This window comes from Pseudomonas sp. Ost2 (assembly GCF_018326065.1).
GTDB lineage: Bacteria > Pseudomonadota > Gammaproteobacteria > Pseudomonadales > Pseudomonadaceae > Aquipseudomonas > Aquipseudomonas gingeri.
In genome coordinates this window covers 6,934,428-6,956,030 of record NZ_AP021904.1, presented here as the reverse complement: position 1 = coordinate 6,956,030, position 21,603 = coordinate 6,934,428, and the positions used below count along the sequence as shown (strand labels likewise).

General features: G+C 63.3%; 20 protein-coding genes. 6 read left to right on the top strand and 14 right to left on the bottom strand.

All coding sequences use genetic code 11. The features are described 5' to 3' along the window. Positions 1-181 precede the first annotated feature (181 nt). The 3 genes from KI243_RS30930 to KI243_RS30920 all read right to left on the bottom strand — a co-directional run bounded on the left by KI243_RS30930 (position 182) and on the right by KI243_RS30920 (position 4,026). Positions 182-1,375: an MFS transporter gene (locus KI243_RS30930; protein ID WP_017124892.1), complete on the bottom strand. Its 1,194-nt coding sequence runs from the start codon at positions 1,373-1,375 to the stop codon at positions 182-184. 42 nt (positions 1,376-1,417) lie between these two features. Next, entirely contained in the window at positions 1,418-2,497 is a 1,080-nt protein-coding gene (locus KI243_RS30925) for a SagB/ThcOx family dehydrogenase (protein WP_042934825.1), read from the bottom strand. Positions 2,498-2,829: 332 nt separating this feature from the next. Further along, positions 2,830-4,026, bottom strand: coding sequence for a class I SAM-dependent rRNA methyltransferase (locus KI243_RS30920; protein ID WP_212810251.1), 1,197 nt, complete (start codon positions 4,024-4,026; stop codon positions 2,830-2,832). 198 nt (positions 4,027-4,224) lie between these two features. On the opposite strand from KI243_RS30920, the gene KI243_RS30915 reads away from it, so the two are divergent. The 3 genes from KI243_RS30915 to KI243_RS30905 all read left to right on the top strand — a co-directional run bounded on the left by KI243_RS30915 (position 4,225) and on the right by KI243_RS30905 (position 6,295). Next, positions 4,225-5,037: an HDOD domain-containing protein gene (locus KI243_RS30915; protein WP_177087447.1), complete on the top strand. Its 813-nt coding sequence runs from the start codon at positions 4,225-4,227 to the stop codon at positions 5,035-5,037. A gap of 34 nt (positions 5,038-5,071) precedes the next feature. Then, on the top strand, positions 5,072-5,884 hold the full coding sequence (gene mutM, locus KI243_RS30910; protein ID WP_017124887.1) for a bifunctional DNA-formamidopyrimidine glycosylase/DNA-(apurinic or apyrimidinic site) lyase: 813 nt from the start codon (positions 5,072-5,074) through the stop codon (positions 5,882-5,884). 66 nt (positions 5,885-5,950) lie between these two features. Beyond that, entirely contained in the window at positions 5,951-6,295 is a 345-nt protein-coding gene (locus tag KI243_RS30905; RefSeq protein ID WP_017124886.1) for a hypothetical protein, read from the top strand. 36 nt (positions 6,296-6,331) lie between these two features. On the opposite strand, the gene KI243_RS30900 is transcribed toward KI243_RS30905, so the two are convergent. The 5 genes from KI243_RS30900 to KI243_RS30880 form a co-directional block, all read right to left on the bottom strand. Continuing rightward, positions 6,332-6,583: a YfhL family 4Fe-4S dicluster ferredoxin gene (locus tag KI243_RS30900; RefSeq protein ID WP_017124885.1), complete on the bottom strand. Its 252-nt coding sequence runs from the start codon at positions 6,581-6,583 to the stop codon at positions 6,332-6,334. A gap of 146 nt (positions 6,584-6,729) precedes the next feature. Further along, positions 6,730-7,209, bottom strand: a complete 480-nt coding sequence (gene coaD, locus KI243_RS30895; protein ID WP_017124884.1) for a pantetheine-phosphate adenylyltransferase — start codon at positions 7,207-7,209, stop codon at positions 6,730-6,732. A 115-nt stretch (positions 7,210-7,324) separates the two neighbouring features. Then, entirely contained in the window at positions 7,325-8,920 is a 1,596-nt protein-coding gene (locus KI243_RS30890) for a GMC family oxidoreductase (protein WP_103032762.1), read from the bottom strand. 117 nt (positions 8,921-9,037) lie between these two features. Beyond that, on the bottom strand, positions 9,038-9,583 hold the full coding sequence (locus KI243_RS30885) for a twin-arginine translocation pathway signal protein (protein ID WP_177087079.1): 546 nt from the start codon (positions 9,581-9,583) through the stop codon (positions 9,038-9,040). Positions 9,584-9,629: 46 nt separating this feature from the next. Further along, complete coding sequence (locus KI243_RS30880) at positions 9,630-11,060, bottom strand: coniferyl aldehyde dehydrogenase (protein ID WP_212810250.1); 1,431 nt, start codon at positions 11,058-11,060, stop codon at positions 9,630-9,632. 153 nt (positions 11,061-11,213) lie between these two features. Between KI243_RS30880 and KI243_RS30875 the strand changes: the two genes are divergently transcribed. The 3 genes from KI243_RS30875 (at position 11,214) to KI243_RS30865 (ending at position 13,891) form a co-directional block, all read left to right on the top strand. Beyond that, positions 11,214-11,888 carry a TetR/AcrR family transcriptional regulator gene (locus tag KI243_RS30875; protein WP_017124880.1) on the top strand — a complete coding sequence of 225 codons (675 nt, stop codon included), beginning with the start codon at positions 11,214-11,216 and terminating at the stop codon, positions 11,886-11,888. A 40-nt stretch (positions 11,889-11,928) separates the two neighbouring features. Then, entirely contained in the window at positions 11,929-12,783 is an 855-nt protein-coding gene (locus KI243_RS30870; RefSeq protein ID WP_212810249.1) for a sulfurtransferase, read from the top strand. Between the two features lie 124 nt (positions 12,784-12,907). Further along, positions 12,908-13,891 (top strand): hypothetical protein, encoded by a 984-nt coding sequence (locus KI243_RS30865; protein WP_177119780.1) that lies wholly within the window; start codon positions 12,908-12,910, stop codon positions 13,889-13,891. Between the two features lie 39 nt (positions 13,892-13,930). On the opposite strand, the gene KI243_RS30860 is transcribed toward KI243_RS30865, so the two are convergent. From KI243_RS30860 to KI243_RS30835, 6 genes are all read right to left on the bottom strand, one after another. Continuing rightward, positions 13,931-14,941, bottom strand: a complete 1,011-nt coding sequence (locus KI243_RS30860) for a hydrolase (RefSeq protein WP_244861794.1) — start codon at positions 14,939-14,941, stop codon at positions 13,931-13,933. 123 nt (positions 14,942-15,064) lie between these two features. After that, positions 15,065-16,528 (bottom strand): pitrilysin family protein, encoded by a 1,464-nt coding sequence (locus KI243_RS30855; RefSeq protein WP_212810248.1) that lies wholly within the window; start codon positions 16,526-16,528, stop codon positions 15,065-15,067. Then, positions 16,521-17,870, bottom strand: coding sequence for a pitrilysin family protein (locus KI243_RS30850; protein WP_212810247.1), 1,350 nt, complete (start codon positions 17,868-17,870; stop codon positions 16,521-16,523). Before KI243_RS30850 ends, KI243_RS30855 begins: the two co-directional genes overlap by 8 nt. Positions 17,871-17,995: 125 nt before the next feature. After that, entirely contained in the window at positions 17,996-18,610 is a 615-nt protein-coding gene (gene rsmD, locus KI243_RS30845) for a 16S rRNA (guanine(966)-N(2))-methyltransferase RsmD (protein WP_017124875.1), read from the bottom strand. Next, on the bottom strand, positions 18,610-20,100 hold the full coding sequence (locus tag KI243_RS30840) for a pitrilysin family protein (RefSeq protein WP_017124874.1): 1,491 nt from the start codon (positions 20,098-20,100) through the stop codon (positions 18,610-18,612). Before KI243_RS30840 ends, rsmD begins: the two co-directional genes overlap by 1 nt. Further along, entirely contained in the window at positions 20,097-21,449 is a 1,353-nt protein-coding gene (locus tag KI243_RS30835) for a pitrilysin family protein (RefSeq protein WP_042934812.1), read from the bottom strand. Before KI243_RS30835 ends, KI243_RS30840 begins: the two co-directional genes overlap by 4 nt. Between the last annotated feature and the right edge of the window lie 154 nt (positions 21,450-21,603).

Below are 21,603 nucleotides of genomic sequence, written 5' to 3'. Positions count from 1 at the left end.
CGCACGGGATCGCCGTGCGTTTCAGCTTGAGCTCATAAACCCGCCGGGGGATGACTGGCGATGAATAGCGCGATTCTACACCGCTGGCGCGTGGAAGGAATGGGCCGGGCGCTCAAGGGTGTGAAGCCTGGGTTCAGCACGCGGCTATGGATTCCCGCCGCCGCTTGTGTGCAACGGGGGCTCAGCGGCTGACTCGGGCACTGCTCAGCAGGCCGGCGACGCTGAAGACCACCAGGCCTGTGGCGATGGCCGGCAGCAGATGGGGCCCCGCCATGGCCAGTGCCGCGCTGGTCGCGGCGGCGGCGAGGAACATGAGGGTGTTGCCCGTCGACGCCGCCGTGCCGGCATTCGTGGAGAACAACAGCATCGCCGCCGAGATGGCCGCCGGTCGGGTGACGGTCACGGCCACGGCGCTGAGGCACATGGGGATGAGCAGGGTGGCTGTCGACACGGCCTGAAGTTGCATGATCAGCAGCAGGACGAGGCCGGAGCAACCCAGCAGTACCAGGCCGGTATCGATCTGGGCCCTGACGCCCAGGCGCCTTTGCAGCCACACGGCGAGGAATCCGCCGGACAGATAGGCCGCGCCATAGACGAGCAGCACGATGGCGTACTGGTACTCGGAGAGTTTCAGCTGATCCATGAAAATCAGCGGCGACACGCTGATCAGCGCGAAGTAGGCGGAAAACACCAGTGCCGCGATCTGCCAGTACCGGCGGAAGTCTGCGTGCCCGAGGATCGCCTGGATCGAATTCATGATCGGTTCCTGTTCCCGGGGCTGTGCCTTCGGCCTTGACGTCAGGACCCCCAGCGCCAGCAGGAAAATGGCCGCTGCGATCAGGGCAAAGGCATGGAAACTGCTCCTCCAGCCGAAGGACTCCAGCAGCCAGGAGCCCAGCAGGGGTGACAGCGCCACGAACAGCCCGCTGAAACTCATGTAATAGATGCGCACGGGGGCCCGCTCTTCCTTGTCGAACAGGTCTTCGACCAGTGCCAGCCCCAGCACAAAGAACCCGCAGCCCAGCGCCTGGACACCGCGAAAGAAGAGAAAGGCCGTGAAGTCCGTGGCGAGGGTACAGCCGAGGGCGCCGACGAAGGAAATAGCCAGGCATCCCAGCAGTACCTCCTTGCGCCCGAACCTGTCGGAGAGCGGGCCCGCCACCAACTGCGAGAAAGCGAAGACCAGCGTGAACAGGCTGATGGCCAGGGCGATATCCACCGTTGAGGTATTGAACTGCTCTGCCAGGGCCGGAAAAGCCGGCAACAGGACATTGAGCGGGAAAAAGCTGATGAGCGATATGCAAGTGACCAGCAGGATGCAGGAGCGTTTGTAGTGGCGTGATTGCAGGGCGGACGTGGGGGCGGAACCTTGCATCGTTGGACTCCTCCTGGTGGTGCGGTGCGCGAGGGAATGGGTTCACGGATGGGGGAGCAGTGCGCTGAGTTCGTCGCAGAGCGCTTCTCCGTTGCTGTAGCCCGCACCGACAAAAAGCAGCGGCTGCTCGCACAAATCGCTCAGATTCAACGATTGCTCGATTTTCTGTTCGGTCAATGCGGCCGTCACCCAGGTCTTCAGGCCCAGTGCGGTGGCGGTCAGTTGAAAGGTCTGCGAAACGTGGCCTGCTTCGAGAAGTGCAACCCGGTAGCCTTGGGAATGTGGATATTTCCACCACATCTTGTCGAAACGGGAAGTAAGGAATACACCAAAAGGCAAGTTGCCTATGAAATGTTGCTCTTGCAAAAGTGCTGCCAAGGGACTGTCGAGGCGCTTTATATAAGTCAGGGCATGTTTGTCGGGATGATAATAATAAAAGCCTGGACCAATACCCTCTACATTGTGAATGTAGATATAGCCCTCGGTGCAATTCAGGCCGCCTCCCGATGGACTGCTGCGACGAGCCTTGAATGCCTGCGGTGTTGTTGGCGCGCAATCAACTTCTCTTTCTTTCAGATAGCCCAGGGACAGATAAAGAAGGGTGCCGAGATCTTCTCGCGAAATACTCTGGCCGAGAAATTTTCGACAGGTCTTTCGTCCCAGCAGCACGCTCCTGAAATCAACGGTGTCGCTCCCGGATTCGCTGGGCAATGGCTGTGGCAGATGAATCAGGTCCTGGCGCAAGTTGTTGGCGTAACGATGGGCGACGGGCAGTGTGCGGCTCATGACCTCCTGGCAGTGTGACAGATAGCCTTTCGCCCATTGCGCCGTGTTTGCCGGGGGATTTTCCACGGGCAGGTCCCGGGTGCCGATATGGAAGATTCTCGACAGGTCATCCCAGCCCCAGTGCTCGGTGGCGAAGGGCGTTTCACTGATGATCCCGGTTGCCACGAACGTCGAGTCGGTAGGCTGCTGTGGATCGAAATGCGAGGGTGTTTCAATCAACTCGATCAGCCGGTGTGCATGCTGCCTGTCCATCGAGTACTGCTCATGTGACTTGTAGTTCCAGATCACAAGTGCAGGTGGTTTTATCAGAATAAGCAAGTCCGGATTGATATGCATGAATATCCACCCCTTGTTTGAGGTTGGGCCGAAGATGGGGGCCGACCCAACCTGTTTCGAGGCTTATTTCAAGTTTCCGAGCATCGCGTGATGACCGGCACTTACTTTGCACTCAAGTTTTACTTTCTCCATTTTCATATCTCCTGCATATCACATGGATTCTAGATCAAGGATTAGCTACATCATCTCGGTTGTCGAGGTGACGTAATGGTGATAATAGTCTTGTGGGATGAGTTGGCAATTAAGATATGCGTAGGGTATGTCCGAGTTATATGTCGGTCATATCCAGGTATTACACGACCCGCCCTGTTCCAGGGCGGGTCGACGATCACTCAGCTATTGGGGAGCAGCCGGCAGGTAATGCTCTTGATATAACGGGTTTCCGGGATCGCCGGGTGTACCGGGTGATCCGGACCCTGGCCGCCGCGTTCGAGCAGCTGGATATTGCGGTCCAGGTGGCGGGCGCTGGTCAGCAGGATGTTCTGCAGGTCGTCTTCGGGCAGATGCATCGAGCATGAGGCGCTGACCAGGATGCCGTCCTTGCTGAGCAGGCGCATGGCCTGTTCGTTCAGGCGGCGGTAGGCGCCTTCGCCGTTCTTCAGGTCTTTCTTGCGCTTGATGAAGGCCGGTGGGTCGGCGACGATCACGTCGAAACGTTCTTCGGCGGACTTCAGTTCCTTCAGGGCTTCGAAGACATCGCCCTCGATGCAGGTCAGTTTCTCGGCAAAGCCGTTCAGCGCGGCGTTGCGCTCCACGCCGTCGAGGGCGAAAGCCGAGGCGTCGACACAGAACACTTCGTTGGCGCCGAAGGCCGCGGCCTGCACGCCCCAGCCGCCGATGTAGCTGAACAGGTCGAGGACCCGCTTGCCCTTGGCATAGGGCGCCAGGCGCGCGCGGTTCATGCGGTGGTCGTAGAACCAGCCGGTCTTCTGGCCTTCCATCACCGGCGCTTCGAACTTCACGCCGTTCTCTTCCAGCGCCACCCACTCCGGTACCAGGCCGAAGACGGTTTCGACATAACGCTCCAGGCCTTCGGCATCACGGGCCGCCGAATCGTTCTTGAACAGGATGCCGCTGGGTTTCAGGACCTGGATCAGCGCCGCGATCACGTTGTCCTTGTGCTGTTCCATGGTCGCCGAGGCGAGCTGGACCACCAGGATATCGCCGAAGCGATCCACCACCAGGCCTGGCAGCAGGTCGGAATCGCCGTAGACCAGGCGATAGAACGGCTTGTCGAACAGCCGCTCGCGCAGGGACAGGGCCACGTTGAGGCGGTGCACCAGCAGCGACTTGTCCAGCGGCAACTTGATGTCGCGCGACAGCAGGCGGGCGCAGATCAGGTTGTTCGGACTCATGGCGACGATGCCCAGGGGCTTGCCGCCGGCGGCTTCGAGGATGGCCTGGTCGCCGGCCTTGAAGCCATGCAGTGGAGTCGCCGCCACGTCGATTTCGTTGCTGTAGACCCACAGGTGACCGGCGCGCAGGCGGCGGTCGGCGTTGGCTTTGAGGCGTAGGCTAGGCAGGGACATGACGTCGCTCCGGGAAAAAGAGCGGAATTATAGCGGGAGTTGCCGGCCGCCGGGTCGTCATGTTTCATGTGATTGAAGTGTACAGGTCACCCATCCGGTACAACTTTTCCGCTAGAATCGCCGACTCGCCCGGAGTGTGTACTCATGTCCCAAGAACTTTCAGCCGAACAGATCCAACAGGCCTTGCAAGGCATCAGCGTGCCGCCTCAACCGCAGATCATGGTGGATTTGCAGATGGAGCAGTACATGCCCGACCCGGACCTGGAGGTGATTGCCCGGTTGATCAGTCAGGACCCCGGTCTCTCCGGCGCGTTGCTGAAAATCGTCAACTCGCCCTATTACGGCCTGGCGAACAAGATCGCCTCGATCCAGCGGGCGGTGAACCTGCTGGGCAGCCGTTCGATCATCAACCTGATCAACGCGCAGTCGATCAAGGGTGAAATGGCCGATGAAACCATCGTTACCCTGAACCGCTTCTGGGACACCGCCCAGGACGTGGCGATGACCAGCCTGACCCTGGCCAAGCGCACCGGTTCCCAGGCCATCGACGAGGCCTACGCCCTGGGCCTGTTCCACGATTGCGGGATTCCGCTGATGCTCAAGCGCTTCCCCGACTATATGACGGTGCTGGAGCAGGCCTACGCCAAGGCCGGTCCGGAGCAGCGGGTGGTGGACACGGAAAACCAGGTGTTCAACACCAACCACGCGGTAGTCGGCTACTACACCGCCAAGTCCTGGCGCCTGCCGGAACACGTGACCAACGCCATCGCCAACCACCACAACGCGCTGGCGATCTTCAGCGACGAGAGCACACGCAACAGCCAGTTGAAGAATCTGCTGGCGATCCTGAAAATGGCCGAGCACATCTGCGCGTCCCATCGGGTCCTGGGCAACCAGACCGAAGACCACGAGTGGAATGCCATCGGCCACCTGGTGCTCGATTACGTCGGCCTGTCCGACTACGACTTCGAGACGCTCAGAGAGAACATCCGCGAGTTGGGTGCTCATTAGTTCAGAGCACGCTACTTCCTGACCTGGAATCACCATGCCTGAATTACCCGAAGTCGAAACCACCCGGCGCGGTATCGCGCCCCACCTGGAAGGGCAGCGGGTCAGCCGCGTGATCGTCCGCGACCGGCGCCTGCGCTGGCCGATCCCGGAAGATCTCGATGTACGCCTCTCGGGGCAGCGCATCGTCCAGGTCGAGCGGCGGGCCAAGTACCTGTTGATCAATGCCGAGGTCGGCACCCTGATCAGCCACCTGGGGATGTCGGGAAACCTGCGCCTGGTGGAAGTCGGCATGCCGGCGGCCAAGCATGAGCATGTGGATATCGAGCTGGAGTCGGGCCTGGCCCTGCGTTATACCGACCCCCGCCGTTTCGGCGCGATGCTCTGGAGCCTCGACCCGCTCAATCACGAGCTGCTGATTCGCCTGGGGCCGGAGCCACTGACCGACCTGTTCGATGGTGAGCGGTTGTTCCAGCTGTCCCGTGGGCGCTCCATGGCGGTCAAGCCGTTCATCATGGACAACGCGGTGGTGGTGGGCGTGGGCAATATCTACGCGACCGAAGCGCTGTTCGCCGCCGGCATCGACCCGCGTCGCGAAGCCGGGGGTATTTCCCGGGCGCGCTACCTCAGGCTGGCCATCGAGATCAAACGGATCCTGGCCCATGCCATCGAGCGGGGTGGCACCACCTTGCGCGACTTTATCGGTGGCGACGGCCAGCCCGGCTACTTCCAGCAGGAACTGTTCGTCTACGGGCGCGGCGGCGAGCACTGCAAGGTCTGTGGCAGCGGTTTGCGCGAGATCAAGCTCGGTCAGCGGGCCAGTGTCTATTGCCCGAAATGTCAGAGCTGACCTGGGCCGTGCGCAGACGCTATAGTAAGTCTTTGCCCTCCCGTTGCTTAGCCGAAGGATAGAGCCATGACCCCGTTTCGCACCCTGGCCTTGTTGCTGGCCCTGAGTTCTGGCTTGCAGGCGCTGCCGGCCCTGGCCGATGACGGGACCAGCGGCGACCCGACCTATCAGATCCAGAACCCGCCGGCCTACGCGATGATCGGCGACCTGCTGATCGCGCGACCGCTGCTGGTGGGCGCGACCCTGATCGGTACGGCGGCTTTCGTGGTGTCGCTGCCGTTTACCGCGTTCGGTGGTATCAGCGGCGTGGGCAAGGCCGGCAAGGCATTGGTGGTCGACCCGGGCAAGGCGGCGTTCGCCCGTTGCCTGGGTTGCACGGCGGAAGGGTTTGACGGCAACCAGCAGCAATAACGCCCTTCGCAGGAGCCGGCAAGCCGGCGCCCACCGTCAGGCCTTGCCGGTGATCTTCCGGTACTTGGCCATCAATTCGTCTTCGGTTTCCGGATGGGCTTCATCCAGCGGGATGCAATCCACCGGGCAGACCTGCTGGCACTGCGGTTCGTCGTAGTGGCCGACGCACTGGGTGCAGAGGTTCGGGTCGATCACATAGATCTCTTCGCCCTGGGAGATGGCGGCGTTCGGGCACTCGGGTTCGCAGACGTCGCAGTTGATGCAATCGTCGGTGATGATCAGGGACATGGGCACTCCGGCCAGGGCGGCGAGCCCGGGCAACGTGAAAACTGATGGGCCAATTGTGCCGCATTGACGCGCGCAGTGCACGCGGGCACGACAAGACCGGCCTCGGGTGCGCCATTCGTGGCGGCGGCGCGGAGCCGCCAACCGGGTTATTTCTTGAAGCGCAGGTTCAGGGCCTCGGCGACCGCCGGGTGGACGAACTTGGTGATATCTCCGCCCAACGCGGCGATTTCCCGCACCAGCGTCGAGGAAATGAACGAGTAGCGTTCCGACGGCGTGAGGAACAGGCTCTCCACCTCCGGTGCCAACTGGCGGTTCATGTTCGCCAACTGGAACTCGTACTCGAAATCCGACACGGCACGCAGCCCGCGCAGGAAAACGTTGGCGTTCTGTTCCTTGGCAAAGTGCGCCAGCAACGTGGAAAAGCCCATCACTTCAACGTTGGGCAGATGTTTGGTGACCTCGCGGGCCAGCTCCACACGCTGTTCCAGGGGAAAAAGCGGGTTTTTCTTCGGGCTGGCGGCCACGGCAATGATGACGTGGTCGAACAGGCGCGCGGCGCGTTCGACCAGATCGCCATGGCCCTTGGTAATCGGGTCGAAGGTACCTGGGTACAACACTCGGTTCATCGCGTCGTCCTGGCGGGAGTCCGTTGGGGAATCGGATGGTATCGCAGCCTATCCTGTCGGCCAAGTCAGGACGTACGGAAGAAAGCCCTATAGACGCCGTGAATAATCCTCTTTCTCATGGGTTTTTCAAGCGCTCGGCCAGGGCCGTGGCCAGCTGGGCGGTCAGCCCGTACACCGATAACTGCGGGTTGGCGCCGATGCTGGTGGGAAACAGCGAGCCATCGTGGACCGACAGGTTGCGCAGTTGATGATGGCGGCCGAGGCTGTCGGTGACCGCGGTTTTCGGGTCTTCGCCCATGGCACAGCCACCCATTACATGGGCGCTGCCCAGGCGGGTGCGGTACAGCTCCAGGCTCAGGCCGTCGATCAGTTCCCGGGCCTTGGCCAGGGTGTTCACGTAGTCGGCATCGGCATGCAGCGGCAGCACCGACTTGGCGCCGGCCGCGAACTGGATCTCGGCCATGCTGTGGAAGGCCCGGCGCAGGCCGTCCCAGGCGTACGGCGAGACCGGGTAATCGAGGACCGGGGTGTCGTCGCCGCGCAATTCTACGCTGCCGCCCTGGCTGTCCGGGTGGAAACCGTCGCGCATCAGCGCCAGCATCACATGGGTGTGCGGCAGCTGTTCCATGCGCAGCGCGCTTTGCGGGCCGAAGCCGCCGAGGAGGGTGCTGGCGAGGGCCGGTTGCAGGGGCGGCACTTCCAGTTTGTAGGACATATGCCCGGTGGTGCCATCCAGCCATTGGAAATGATCGGAATAGATGGACTGGGGCGCGCCGTAGAACGGGTTGATCACTTCGGAAAACTGCCCGGCGGAGAAATTCACCAGGTGCAGGAAGGTCCGCTTCCCCAGGCGCCCGTGCGGATCGGGGGCCTTGGAGCGCAACAGCAGCGCCGGACTGTTGATCCCGCCACCGGCCAGCACGTAGTGCCGGGCCTTGACGTTGATCCTGCGTCCGTTGGGGGCGACGCAGCGGGCATCCATCCCGAGGCATTGCAGGCCGGTGATCCTGTCGCCGTCGAGCAGCAGGCGGTCGGCGCGCGCGAGATAGAGCAGTTCGCCGCCTTTCTCCAGGGTCGCTGGAATGGTGGTGACCAGCATCGACTGCTTGGCGTTGGTCGGGCAGCCCATGCCGCAATAGCCCAGGTTCCAGCAGCCGCGCACGTTGCGCGGGATGACTTTCCAGCTGTAGTCGAGTTTTTCGCAGCCGTTGCGCAGCACGTCGTTGTTGGCATTGGGCGGCACCAGCCAGGGCGCGACGCCGAGGCGCTGTTCCATTTTTTCGAACCAGGGCGCCATCTCGGCGCTGCCGTGGCCCTTGACGTTGTGTTCCCTGGCCCAGTGTTCGAGGGTCGGTTCCGGGGTGCGGAAGCTCGAGGTCCAGTTGATCAGGGTGGTGCCGCCGACGGCACGGCCCTGGAGAATGGTGATGGCGCCATCCTTGCTCATGCGGCCGATGCCTTCCTGGTAGAGGCTGGTGTAGGCCTCGTCTTCGAGCATCTTGAAGTCGCTGCTGGTTTTCAGCGGGCCTTCCTCGATCAGCAGGACCTTGTAGCCGGCGGCGCTGAGGATCTCGGCGGTGGTCCCGCCCCCGGCGCCGCTGCCGATAATGGCTACGTCGGCTTCCAGGTTCAGGTCGTGGTCCAGTTGCGAGCCGTTGTAGGTTTTCCAGCCGCGGGCGAGGCCTTCGCGGAACAGATCGGGTACGGGCATGTGACGCCTCTTTTATATTATTTTGTGTTCAACACGAACGCTGCAGGAACCGGCTTGCTGGCGATGATATCGACGCGGTCCCCTTTCGAATCGCATCGCCGGGATCGCCAGCACGCCTCAGACCTTCGGCGGTCCCGGATAGCCGCAGCGGGCCCAGGACTCGGAGCGGTTGTACCAGGCCATCATCACCAGTTGCAGCAGCGAGGCGTGACCCATGCGCAACAGGCTCAGGTAGCTGTTTTCCCAGCGCTGGAGAAAAGCCTGGATCTGCTCGGCACCGGCATTCTCCCAACTGCCCCAGATGCCGGTCAGCGGGCCACGGGTCAGTCCCATGCCGAGCACATCGAACAGTTGCCGGGTGAGCTTGAGCATTTCCGGGGACAGGTGGTCGAGGCTCTTGTCCAGGCTCGCCAGGGTCTGCTCGACGGCGCCGGGCATCTTGTCGGCGCTGACGGCCCCTTCGAGCATCACCGGGATCAGCGCCCGCAGGAATGGCAGGTCAGCCGTCTGCAGCACCGCAAAGCCGCTGGCCGGCCCGCTCGCCGAGCAGCCGCCGAGGCTGGCCGCGAGCCCGGCGGTGGTCAGGAAGGCGCTGGCGCAGAGGCCGATTTTCAGCAGGCCGCGCCGGGACAGCGCGGGGGACTCGGACAGGCTTGGGATCATTATTGTTATTCACCTGAGTGGTTGTTTTTGACGCAAGGGACACGGATCAGCGGACAAACAGCTTCTGGATCAGCTTCTGGATCGATTTTCCATAAGGTGGGTAGATCAGCCGTGCGGCGTTGAAGCGTTGCTTGGTCAGCACGCCCTTGGCCTTGCTGAAGGTCAGGAAACCTTCATGGCCGTGGTAATGGCCCATGCCCGACGGCCCGATACCGCCGAACGGCAGGTCCTCCTGGGGGACATGCAACAAGGTGTCGTTGAGGCAGACACCGCCGGAATGGGTTTCGTGGAGGACGCGGGCCTGCTCGGCCTTGTTGTATCCGAAGTAGTAGAGCGCTAGTGGGCGAGGGCGCCGATTGATGTAGGCAAATGCTTCATCGAGGCCCTTGTACGGGACGATCGGCAGCAGCGGGCCGAAGATTTCATCCTGCATCAGGGTCATGTCGTCGCTGACGTTCAACAGCAGGCTGTGGCCCATGCGGCGTTGCTGGCCTTGCTCGAACATCGGGATCAGCAGCGCGCCCTTGCTGGTGGCATCGCTGAGGTAGCCGTTGAGCCGCGCCAACTGCCGCTCGTTGATGATGCTGGTGTAGTCCGGGTTGTCGACCAGGCTCGGGTAGAAGCTGCGCACCGCCTGGCGGTAGGCCTCGACGAAGGAGCCGACGCGTTCTTCGGGGACCAGGACATAGTCCGGGGCCACGCAGGTCTGGCCGGCGTTCAGGGTCTTGCCGAAGGCGATGCGTTCGGCGGCGTCCTCGAGCGGTACATCGCTGGAGACAATCGCCGGCGACTTGCCGCCGAGCTCCAGGGTCACCGGGGTCAGGTTCTCGGCGGCGGCGCGCATGACGTGCCTGCCGATGCTGGTAGCACCGGTGAACAGCAGGTGGTCGAACGGCAGTTTGGAGAACGCCATGCCGACTTCCGCCTCGCCCAGCACCACGCACACCAGGTCCTCGGGAAACACCCGGCCGAGCAATTCCTTGAGCAGCAGGCCGGTGGCCGGTGTCGACTCGCTGAGCTTGAGCATTACCCGATTGCCCGCCGAGAGAGCACCGACCAGCGGGCCGATGGCGAGGAACAACGGGTAGTTCCACGGCACGATCACCCCGACCACGCCCAGTGGCTGGTAGACCACCTTGGCCGAAGCCGGCTGGAAGGCCAGGCCGACCTTGCGCCGCGCCGGTTTCATCCAGCCCTTGAGATGCCGGCGGGCGTAATGGAGAGCATGCAGGCTGGGCATCAGCTCGGCGAGCAGGGTTTCGTCGGCGCTGCGGTTGCCGAAATCGTGGCTGATGGCCTCGACCAGGGCCTGCCGTTCGTCGCTCAGCAACTGGCGCAGGCTGTCGAGCCATTGCCGGCGTTGTTCGGCCGGCGGCATCGGATGCGCCGCATAGGCCTGGCGCTGGACCTGAAACAGACGCTGGAGCTCGCCCAGTTGCTGCTGTGACTCCTGCAGGTAGGCAATTTCGGCAGACATGGCGCGCTCCATTAAATGTGTTTTTATTTTTAAACAAATGTTTAGAGCTTGTACTCCAAAAAGTCAACAGCCGTGTTCGACGCCGACCGTTTATCCGCTGCCGGATAGGTCGTAAGATGCCTGGCACCGCACTCTTGAAGTAAAGCTGAAGTCATGGCCCCACGAATAAAAACCAGTGAGCGCATCGTCCAGAACAGCCTGGATCTGTTCAACCAGCAGGGCGAGCGCAGTGTCAGCACCAATCACATCGCGGCGCACATGGATATTTCGCCGGGCAACCTCTACTACCACTTCCCCAATAAGCAGGCGATCATCGCCGTGCTGTTCGCCGAGTACGAAGCGCTGGTGGACAGCTTCCTGCGCCCGCCCCAGGGCCGCGTCGCGACCATCGACGACAAGCGCTTCTATCTCAAGGCGCTGCTGGCGGCGATGTGGCGCTATCGTTTCCTGCACCGCGATCTCGAACACCTGCTGGAAAGCGATGCCGAACTGGCGGCCCGTTATCGACGGTTTTCCCAGCGTTGCCTGATCCAGGGGCAGGCTATCTACGGCGGCTTCGTCGAGGCCGGGATCCTGGCCATGGACGCCGTGCAGACCGAGTCCCTGACCCTCAATGCCTGGATCATCCTGACGTCCTGGGTCCGGTTCCTGAGCACCACCCGGGAAAACGCCAATCACTTGAGCGAGGAGTCGATCAAGCGCGGGGTGTATCAGGTGCTGGTGCTGGAGTCGGGATTTGTCACGGCCCAGGCCCGGGCGGCGGTGGACAAGCTGCTGAACGAGTTCTACGTCCCGCTGGCCCAGGCGCTGGAGGACGTGCAGGAATGATCATGAACGTTGTTCTTTACCCACTTACGAGGAATGCATCATGCCCCTTGCGCAACTGATCAGCCCGCAGCAACTGGCCGAGCGCCAGGCCCGGCCGGGGTTGGTGATCCTGGATTGTCGTTTCGCCCTGGAAGACCCGGACTACGGCCAGCGCAGCTATGCCCAGGGGCATATCGAGGGCGCGCACTTCGCCGACCTGGAGCGCGACCTCAGCGGCCCGGTGACCCGGGGCGTGACCGGCCGCCATCCGCTGCCAGAGCCGACGGCGCTGGTGCAGCGCCTGCAAGCCTGGGGCGTCAGCGTCGACAGCGAGATCGTGCTGTATGACGACGGTCCCGGCATGTACGCGGCGCGGGCCTGGTGGTTGCTGGCCTGGCTGGGCAAGCGCGACGGGGTATTCATTCTCGATGGCGGCCTGAAGGCCTGGCATGGCGCCGGGCAGCCGCTGAGCCTGAACCCGCCGCCGGCCACCCGCGGGACCTTCAGCGGCACGGCCGACCCTTCGTTGCAGATCAGCGCGCAGCAATTGCAAGAGCGTCTCGGCCAGGCCTCCCTGACCTTGCTCGATGCGCGCGCGCAGCCGCGTTTTCGTGGCGAGGTCGAGCCGATCGACCCGGTTGCCGGGCATATCCCCGGCGCCCAGTGCGCGGCGTTCAGCGAGAACCTCGGTGCCGATGGGCGTTTTCTGCCGGCCGAGCAGCTCAGGCAGCGATTTGCCGGGCAACTGGGCGACCGTTCGCCGCGGGAGCTGGTGGCGTACTGCGGCTCCGGGGTGACGGCCTGCCACAACCTGTTCGCCTTGAGCCTGGCGGGTTATCCGTTGGGGACGCTGTATGCCGGCTCGTGGAGCGAGTGGATCACCGATCCGCAACGAGCGGTGGCGACGGGCGACTGATTGCCGCGGCGATCAATATTTATCTATATACACGCCTGACTCCCTGGCGGGCCTAATCCCCTGTGAGCGTGGAGCTATCCACGCTGTAGAAAGCTCTTTGATAGAACGCAGACAGGAGATTTTTATGGGACAGGTCGTGTTGGATAACCCGTTCGATCCGGGACCGCCAGGGGCCGTGGCCGAACGGGCAGGGGCAATCCCTGCCGAGCCACGCTACAGCGGGCAGATGGAGCCTCTGGCCAGGCACTTCGAGGCCCTGGCGAACAACAGCCATCAGCAGATGCTCGCCCTCGGTCGCAGCGTGTTGCCGGACAAAGACGTCGAGGTCGGCAAGGTCTTCGAGGAGCGGGCGTTCGAACTGCATCAGGCTTCCCTGCAGCTTGTTCGGGATGCGCTGCACCCCACCTCGAATATCTCGACTCAGGCGCAGCTTATCTTCCGTCATCTTGATTCCGGTACGCTCGACCAACTGACCGATGCACAATTGGGTCTGTTTTCAGACAGCATCGACCACCTGTTCAGCCTGGTCGCGGGCAGCAACTTTTTCAACATCCGTGAGCTCGGCCTGCGCCTGGTTCACGAGGCGGGGATGAGCGATTTCGCAGGTTTTCTGGCAGCGGCCGAGACAGAGATCGTCGAATCGCTGGTCTCGCTCAAGGGCAAGGTCGGGCCGCTCGCCGATGTGCTGGATCAGATCTATGCCAGGGACATAGACCCGCACCATGGCGTGGACATAGGCGTCGCCCTGGACATGAAGACATGGGCCTTGCAAGGTCCCGAGTACAACGAGCTGGCAGACAGCGCCCGGGACACCGTCGGCCCCCGGGCTGGATTGACCGACAAGCTCGATCCGGAATCGGAATGGGTCTGGTTCGATGCCGAGGGCAACGAAACAGGCATGGAAACCCTGAGTTTCGCCGATAAGCCCTTGCAGGACCGCGACATTGAAATGCTGGAAGACTGGCAGGTGGATGCGAATCTCGAAGCCGAGGTGTTTGCCTGGGCCCATGATCAGCCGGAAGGCTATGGGAATGGGCAGATAGCCGTGCCGCTATTGAATGATATCGCCACCCCGGTGGGCTTTGTCACCTACCAGGAATATGCCTGATCGATCATCGGGTCGATAGAAAGACCCCGCGCATTGCGCTCAACCTTCCCGGGCGGCCAGCCATTGCGGAATGCGTCGCTCCAGATAGTACCCCGGCTTGCCCAGCGAGCCGTCGACGAACCCCACATGGCCGCCCTTGGCCTGTAGTTCGAATTCGGTGCCCGGCGCCAGCTCGCCGGGTTCCGGCAGGCTGTGGCGAAACACGAAGGGATCGTCCGCCGCCTGGATGATCAGGGTCGGGGTGCGGATCTCACCGAGGAAATAGCGGCTGGAGGCGCGGCGATAATAATCCTCGGCATCGGCAAAGCCGTGCAGGGGCGCGGTGACCCGGCCATCGAAATCCCAGAAGGTGCGCATGCCCGTCAACGGTCCCAGATCGCTCAGGGTCGCCAGGCCGTCGATCCGGCCGTCGTGCTGGAACTGGCGCTGCTTGTTCTTGATATAAGCCAGCATCTCGCGCATGAAGTGCGCCTGATAGATCCGCGAAAACCCCTGGCCGATGCGGTCGGCGCACTGGTCCAGGCGAAACGGCACCGACACCGCGACGGCGCCTTGCAGGCCGCTGTCCCCGCCACTTTCCCCGAGATGCTTGAGCAGCACATTGCCGCCCAGGGAATAACCCACGGCATAGAGGGGCGCCAGCGGGCGCAGGGTCTTGAGATGGGCGATCGTCGCCGCCAGGTCCTCGCTGGCCCCGGAGTGATAACTGCGCGCCAGCAGGTTGGGTTCCCCCGAGCAGCCGCGCCAGTTCAGCGCCACGCTGGCCCAGCCCTGGTTGGCCAGCGCCTGTTGCAGGCCGGCGACATAGGGCGAGTTCGACGAGCCGGTCAGCCCGTGGAGGATCAGCACCAGCGGGGTATCGGCGGCGTGCGGGCCGTGCCAGTCGAGGTCGAGGAAGTCGCCGTCTTCGAGCCACAGGCGTTCGCGCTGGCGGTCCAGGTGCACGGTCTTGCGCCAGAGAGGGCCCCACAGGGTCTGCAGGTGCGGATTGCCCAGGCCTGGGGCGGGAGTGAAGCCCGGCAAATGAATGGGCTGGGAAGGTGACGGCAACGCAGCGAATCTCGGAGTGGGAATGGACGGGACCGGCGCTGACATATGCCAGTCGCCATGGCAGCCACGCTTGCGCGTGCAATACGTCTAAATTGCCACAGTCCCGTCCATTCCCGCAGCTTTTTATCCGGACGGCAGGGCGCGGGGCTGGCAGGTGGGCCCTTGTACCTGAAGATCGGGCAAGGCTTGCTGGGGGACGCTGGGGCCGGTACTGGTCACCACCCAGCTGTCGGCGGCGAAATGCGCGTTCAAGGCGCTCCTGATGGTTTCGCGGGTCAGTTGTTGCGCCTGTTCGGCGTAGTCCGTCAGGCTCAGGGGCAGGTCGTGACGGGCGATCACCAGCAGCGCCTGGAGGATATCCGCATTGCTGGCGCCATCCAGCGTCATGTCACCGCGCAGGCTCTGCTGGGCATTCTGCAGTTCCTGCTCGGTCGGGCCCTCCCTCAGTAGCTGTTCGAACATCTGCTTGATCCGCTCAATGACCGCTTCACGGTATTCGGGAGGAGTCGAGAGGCTGATGTGGAACGGGCCGCGGGCTTGCCAGTTCTTGAGCTGGGCCAGCGCCGAGTAGGTGACGCCATGCTGTTCGCGCAATACCGTCATCAGGCGACTGTCGAAGCCGCCGCCAAAGATCAGGCTGGCCACATAGAGGGCGACGTAGTCGGGATGGCTGCGCGGTGCGGCGATCTGGGCGAAATCCAGGTGCACCAGGGTGGTCGGCCGTTCGATATGGGTGGTGCCGACGGTGCTGTCTTCAGACCGGGCGCTGGCGGTTTGTGGCAATGCCGGGCCGTTGGGCAAGGCGTCGGAAATCTGCACGCTGATGCGCTGTGCCTGCTCCAGCGAGAGATCGCCGACCAACACGATGATTGCATTGCCCGCGCTGTAAGCCTTCTTGTGAAAGGCCCGTAGCTGCTCGACAGTGATATTCCCGATACTTTCCCGGGTGCCATAGAGCGGCTGGGCATAGGGATGTCGTGAGTAGAGCGGCGGTGTGAAGCGGTGACTGATCCAGGTGTCGAAGGCGATATCCTGGCGCATTTGCTGGTCGAGGATCTCGCTCTTTACCCGGCGAATGGCATCGCTGCCGAAGCTGGGCTTGCTCAGCACTTCGCTCAACAATTGCAGGGCCTCTGTGCGGATGGAATCGTCGCTGAGGCTGCGCAGGGTGAAAAATCCATGATCGCGGTCGATGCCATTGCTGACCTTCACTCCCAGGCTGTCGAACGCGGTCATTATCGCGTCGACATCTTTACCCTCGGAGCCTTCGTTGAGCAGGCTCAGGGTCATGGCCGCCAGGCCGGGTTGTTCGCCGTCGTAGCGGCTGCCCGCGGCAAAGCTCACGGCCACATCGAGCAACGGCAGGCCATGGGTTTCGACGAACAGCACCTTGGTCCCGTTGAGGGTTTTCCAGCCGCGCACGACGCGGGTAGTGGGGGAGGGCGCCAGCTGCCGGACCTCGTCCAGCGATTGCAGGGGATCGACGCTCGTCAGGTCGACGCCGGCAGGCGCTGCCGAACCGGGGCCAGGGAGGGCGGCGAGCAGCGTCAGCAGGACGCTCGATAACAGTGGATGAGCCTTATTCATTAGGGTTTTTCCCAGGGCTGGCCAGGGCGACGCTGAGCCGCTCGCGGGTGAAATAGGTTTGTGCGGCGCGTTGAATATCCAGGGGCGTGACGGCCTTCAGTTGTTCCTGTTCGCGTTCTTCCAGGGTCCACGACAGGCCGACGCTTTCCAGGGCCCCGAGTTTCTGTGCCTGGTTTTCCACCGCGTCGAGGGCAAAGACGCGTTGCGCCATCATCCGGGTCCGCGCGCGCTCGAGTTCCTGCGCGCTGACAGGCGATTGCTTGAGTTCGTCGAGCAGTTGCCACAGGCGTGCCTCGATGTCATCCAGGCCAGGATTTTTCTGGGTATCCAGGTCGACGGCGATCTTCAGCAAGGCATCTCCGCGGTTGAAGGCCTCGTAGCGGGAGTGCGCGCGGGTGATCAGCTCTTCACGGAACTTCAGCTGTCTGAAAATCCGCGAGCCTGGGCCGACGCCGAGCAGTTCGTTGAGCAGGCGCAAGGTGTGCGCGGTATGCGGATCGCTGGCGGTCACCAGGCTGGGCACGTTGAAGGCCATGATCAGGCTGGGAAACTCATTGTGGGTCTGCAGGGTAATCCGTCGCTCACCCGGCTCGTTCAGCTCCAGCGGACGCCTGGTCTCAGGCAGGGCCCGGCTGGGCAGGTCGGCGAAGTAGCGCCGGGCCAGGGGCTCGACCTCCTTGAGGGTGACATCGCCGACCACTACCAGGGTGGCGTTGTTCGGCGCGTACCAACTGGCGTACCAGCCTTGCAGTTGCCGGGTATTCATGCGGTGCAGGTCGTGTTGCCAACCGACGGTCGAGGTGCGATAGCCGCTGGTGGGAAAGGCGAGGCTGCGCATCTTCTCGTCGAGTATTGCCCAGGGGACATCATCGATGTTCTGCAGCCGCTCGTTCTTGATCACCTCGATTTCCCGTCGAAAGGCGGCAGGCGAAAGTCGTGCGGAACTCATCTGATCGGCCATGATTTCCAGGGCGACGCCCAGGACCTGGCGCGGCATCAGGTATTCGTAGGTGGTGGCGTCATGATTGGTGAAGGCGTTGATCTCGGCCCCCAGGCGCTCCATGACCTGGAGCGCCTGGCCGGGACAGACTTTGCTGCTGCCCTGGAACAGCATGTGCTCCAGCGCGTGGGAGAGGCCTGATGCTCCCGGCGGTTCGTGGCTGGAACCGACCTTGTACCAGAGCTGGGCGGCCACGACGGGGGCCCGATGATCTTCGCGCACGATGATTTTCAGGCCATTGTCCAGCCTGAGTTCGTGGGTGTCGGGCATGGGAGGGGCGGCGAGGGCGACGGCCGGCGGCAGGAGCAGGCCGAGCGCGAGGCGCAGGGTGGGGCGTTTCATCGGTGAGGGATCCTTGTGTCCTTGCGGTTTTCGAAGGCACACAGTGATCCGGCTGGCGGGGGCGATGGCGGTACAGGAATAGTGATGACGGCCCGGGGATCACCGGGCCGTCATCGGGGAGCGGTCTACAGCGCCGCTACGCTGCGTTGCCACAGCGCGTAGTAGACCCGCCCCGACTTCTGCTCGCGGTGCAGGCGCCAGTTGCCCGGCAGGCCGAGGGTCGAGGGCGCGGTTTCGCTTTCGGTATAGACCCAGGCGTCATCGGCCAGCCACTGGCGTTCTTCCAGCAGGGCGCAGACGCCCGGCAGCAGGTTCTGGTTGAACGGCGGGTCGAGGAACACCAGGTCGAATGCCGTGGCCGCCTGGGTTTCCAGGTAGCGCAGGGCGTCGGCGGTCTGGACCTGGCCGACGCTGCAACGCAGGGTGCCCAGGTGTTCGCGCAGGCTCGACACCGCCACATTGCTGGCATCCAGCGCCTGGCCCATGGCGGCGCCACGGGACAGGGCCTCGAGGAACAGGGCGCCGCTGCCGGCGAACGGGTCGAGCACCTTGGCCCCGGCCACATAGGGCGCGAGCCAGTTGAACAGGGTTTCGCGCACGCGGTCCGGGGTCGGCCGCAGGCCCAGGACATCGGGAAAGCTCAGGCGCCGACTGCGCCATTCGCCACCGATGATACGCAACTGGTTCACGCCGTTATGCGTGTGCGCGGGTTTCTTGCTGGGACGTGATGAACTGGCCATTAGTGCTCCGGAACCCCGAGTGGCTGCTCGGCGGGTTTGTCAGTCGGCGGCGGCAGCGGCTTTTGCGGCACCGTGGGACCTGCGGTGACGACGATCATCTTGTCGACATCCAGGTGTTTGTTCATGGCCGCCTTGACCTGCTCGACGGTCAGCGCCTGGGTCTGCTGCATGAAGTCTTCCAGATAGTTCAGCGGCAGGTCATAGAAACCGATGGAGCCCAGTTGGCCGACGATATCGCTGTTGCTGGCGTTGGACAGCGGGAAGCTGCCGGCCATTTCGCGCTTGGCGTCGTCGAGTTCCTTCTGGGTCGGACCGGACTTCAGGTAGTCGGCCAGGACTTCCTCGACCAGCTTGCGCGTGCCTTCGCTCATCTCGGCACGGGTCTGCAGGTTGATCATGAAGGGGCCGCGGGCCTGCATCGGGCTGAACCCAGAGTAGACCCCGTAGGTCAGGCCGCGCTTTTCCCGGACTTCACTCATCAGGCGCGTGCCGAAGCCGCCGCCGCCGAGAATCTGGTTGCCCAGGGACAGGGCCGCGTAGTCGGGGTCGGCGCGGTCGATACCCATCTGTGCCAGCAGAATGGTGGTCTGCTTGGACGGGAACTCGATATGCCCTGTGCTGGGTTGCGGGTCCTTGGCCGGGGCGATTTTCGCCAGGGCCGGGCCTTTCGGCAGGGCGGCCGAGACCTGGGCGGTCAGGGTTTCGGCTTCGCTGCGCGAGAGGTCGCCGACCAGGGCGATCACCACGTTGCCGGCGGCATAGGCCTTGGCATGGAACGCCCGCAGTTGCGCGAGGGTGATCGGCGGGATGCTTTTCGCCGTGCCCTCGCTGGCATGGCCATAGGGATGCTCGCCATACAGGCGCTGGGACAGGTCCTGGCTCGCCAGCTTGCCGGGGTTCTGCTTCTGGAGCTCGAAGCCGGCCAGCAACTGGTTCTTGATCCGCGCCAGCGAGCCGGCCGGGAAGGTCGGCTTGCCGACGACTTCGGCGAACAGCTTGAGTGCCGGTTCGCGTTTGTCGGCGGCGCTGAGGCTGCGCAGCGAAGCAATCGCCATGTCCTTGTAGGCACCGTTGCCGAAGTCTGCGCCGAGCCCTTCGAAGCCCTGGGCGATGGCACCGACGTCCTTGCCGGCCACGCCTTCATTGAGCATGGCGTTGGTCAGCACGGCCAGGCCGGGGGTCTTGCCGTCCTGGCTGCTGCCGGCGGCGAAGGTCAGGCGCAGGTTGAACATCGGCAGCTCATGGGCCTCGACGAACAGCACCTTGGCGCCTTCGGCGGTGTTCCAGGTCTGCACGTTCAAGGTGCGCCGCGCCGGGGCCTTGTCATCGAGTTCGGCCAGCGATTGCAGTTTGTGGCCCGACCTGGCCTCTTCCAGCGCCTCGCTGGCCAGGGCGACGCGGGTGCCGAGCAGGGACAGGCCGAGACTGCCGGCGGTCACGATCAGGGCCAGGCCGAGCAGGGTGAAACAGGAACCCTTGGGCTTGCTCATGGGCGGGTCTCCTCGGGCAATACATGGGCGACGCTGAGACGTTCGCGGATGAAATAGGTGCGAGCGGCCTTCTGGATATCCTCCGGCGTCACGCTTTGCAGTTCGGCCAGTTCGCTGTCCATCAGTTTCCAGGACAGGCCGACGGTTTCCAGCTGGCCGATGGCGGTGGCCTGGCTGGTGATGGAGTCACGCTCGTAGACCAGCCCGGCGATGACCTGGGCGCGCACGCGTTCCAGTTCCTCGGCGGTGGGCGGCTTGGTCTTCAGCTGGTCCAGCAGGCGCCAGAGACCGGCTTCGGTATCGGCCAGGGTTTTCTTCTTCTGCGTGTTCGGCGTCGCCGACAGGGTAAAGAGGCTGTCGCCACGGGTGTAGGCGTCGTAGCTGGCCGAACCGCCGGAGATCAGCTCTTCGCCACGTTCCAGCTGGGAGGACAGGCGGGCACTGTAGCCGCCGTCGAGCAGGGCGGCGATCAGGCGCAGGGCGTTGACCGAACGCGGGTCCTGGGCGGTGGCGATGCTCGGTACGTTGAACCCGAGCATCAGGCTCGGCAGCTGGGTCTTCACATGCAGGGTGATCAGCCGTTCGCCGGGTTCGTCCAGCTCACGCGGAATCTTCGCCGGCGGCGTGTCGCGCCGGGGGATCGCGCCGAAGTAGCGCTGGGCCAGGTTCTTCACTTCATCCGGGGTCACGTCGCCGACCACCACCAGGGTGGCGTTGTTCGGCACATACCAGGACTGATACCAGTGGCGCAGTTCCTCGACTTTCATGCGGTCGAGGTCGGCCATCCAGCCGATGGTCGGCGTGTGGTAGCCACTGGCCGGGTAGGCCATCGCCTTGAAGCGCTCGTAGGCCTTGCCCATCGGCTTGTCGTCGGTGCGCAGGCGGCGTTCTTCCTTGATCACTTCGATCTCGCGGCTGAACTCGTCGGCCGGCAGGCGCAGGCTGGCCATGCGGTCGGCTTCCAGTTCGAAGGCGACACCCAGGCGATCACGGGCCAGGACCTGGTAATAGGCCGTGTAGTCGTCGCTGGTGAAGGCGTTTTCCTCGGCCCCCAGGTCCCGCAGGATCAGCGAGGCTTCGCCGGGGCCGACTTTCTCGCTGCCCTTGAACATCATGTGTTCCAGGGCATGGGAAAGGCCGGTCTGGCCCGGCGTCTCGTAGCTCGAGCCGACCTTGTACCAGATCTGCGAAACCACCACGGGCGCGCGGTGATCTTCACGGACGACGACCTTCAGGCCGTTGTCGAGGGTGAACTCGTGGGTCGGTTGTGGATCGGCAGCCAGGGCTGAAAGCGGCAGACAGAGCGTGCTGAGCAACAGGCCAGCAGCGCGGCGGGCTAGAGCATTCATTCGTTTTTAAACCTGTAGGACGGCCCGCTTGGTCTTAGCGTAGGCGGGCGAGGAGGTGCTAGGATACTGTGTTGCGCGCGAACAATCTGGTCAAAAAGCAGTCTGTTACGCATCAGAATATTATTTGCCGAAGCGCCCCCTTGGCGCGTCGCTA

Coding starts and splice junctions, on each gene's coding strand:
- KI243_RS30905 (WP_017124886.1), top strand. CDS start 5,951: ATGACCCCGTTTCGCACCCTGGCCTTGTTGCTGGCCCTGAGTTCTGGC.
- mutM (WP_017124887.1), top strand. CDS start 5,072: ATGCCTGAATTACCCGAAGTCGAAACCACCCGGCGCGGTATCGCGCCC.
- KI243_RS30920 (WP_212810251.1), bottom strand. CDS start 4,026: ATGTCCCTGCCTAGCCTACGCCTCAAAGCCAACGCCGACCGCCGCCTG.
- KI243_RS30930 (WP_017124892.1), bottom strand. CDS start 1,375: ATGCAAGGTTCCGCCCCCACGTCCGCCCTGCAATCACGCCACTACAAA.
- KI243_RS30875 (WP_017124880.1), top strand. CDS start 11,214: ATGGCCCCACGAATAAAAACCAGTGAGCGCATCGTCCAGAACAGCCTG.
- rsmD (WP_017124875.1), bottom strand. CDS start 18,610: ATGGCCAGTTCATCACGTCCCAGCAAGAAACCCGCGCACACGCATAAC.
- KI243_RS30865 (WP_177119780.1), top strand. CDS start 12,908: ATGGGACAGGTCGTGTTGGATAACCCGTTCGATCCGGGACCGCCAGGG.
- KI243_RS30890 (WP_103032762.1), bottom strand. CDS start 8,920: ATGCCCGTACCCGATCTGTTCCGCGAAGGCCTCGCCCGCGGCTGGAAA.
- KI243_RS30925 (WP_042934825.1), bottom strand. CDS start 2,497: ATGCATATCAATCCGGACTTGCTTATTCTGATAAAACCACCTGCACTT.
- KI243_RS30880 (WP_212810250.1), bottom strand. CDS start 11,060: ATGTCTGCCGAAATTGCCTACCTGCAGGAGTCACAGCAGCAACTGGGC.
- KI243_RS30855 (WP_212810248.1), bottom strand. CDS start 16,528: ATGAATAAGGCTCATCCACTGTTATCGAGCGTCCTGCTGACGCTGCTC.
- coaD (WP_017124884.1), bottom strand. CDS start 7,209: ATGAACCGAGTGTTGTACCCAGGTACCTTCGACCCGATTACCAAGGGC.
- KI243_RS30885 (WP_177087079.1), bottom strand. CDS start 9,583: ATGATCCCAAGCCTGTCCGAGTCCCCCGCGCTGTCCCGGCGCGGCCTG.
- KI243_RS30870 (WP_212810249.1), top strand. CDS start 11,929: ATGCCCCTTGCGCAACTGATCAGCCCGCAGCAACTGGCCGAGCGCCAG.
- KI243_RS30840 (WP_017124874.1), bottom strand. CDS start 20,100: ATGAGCAAGCCCAAGGGTTCCTGTTTCACCCTGCTCGGCCTGGCCCTG.
- KI243_RS30850 (WP_212810247.1), bottom strand. CDS start 17,870: ATGAAACGCCCCACCCTGCGCCTCGCGCTCGGCCTGCTCCTGCCGCCG.
- KI243_RS30835 (WP_042934812.1), bottom strand. CDS start 21,449: ATGAATGCTCTAGCCCGCCGCGCTGCTGGCCTGTTGCTCAGCACGCTC.
- KI243_RS30900 (WP_017124885.1), bottom strand. CDS start 6,583: ATGTCCCTGATCATCACCGACGATTGCATCAACTGCGACGTCTGCGAA.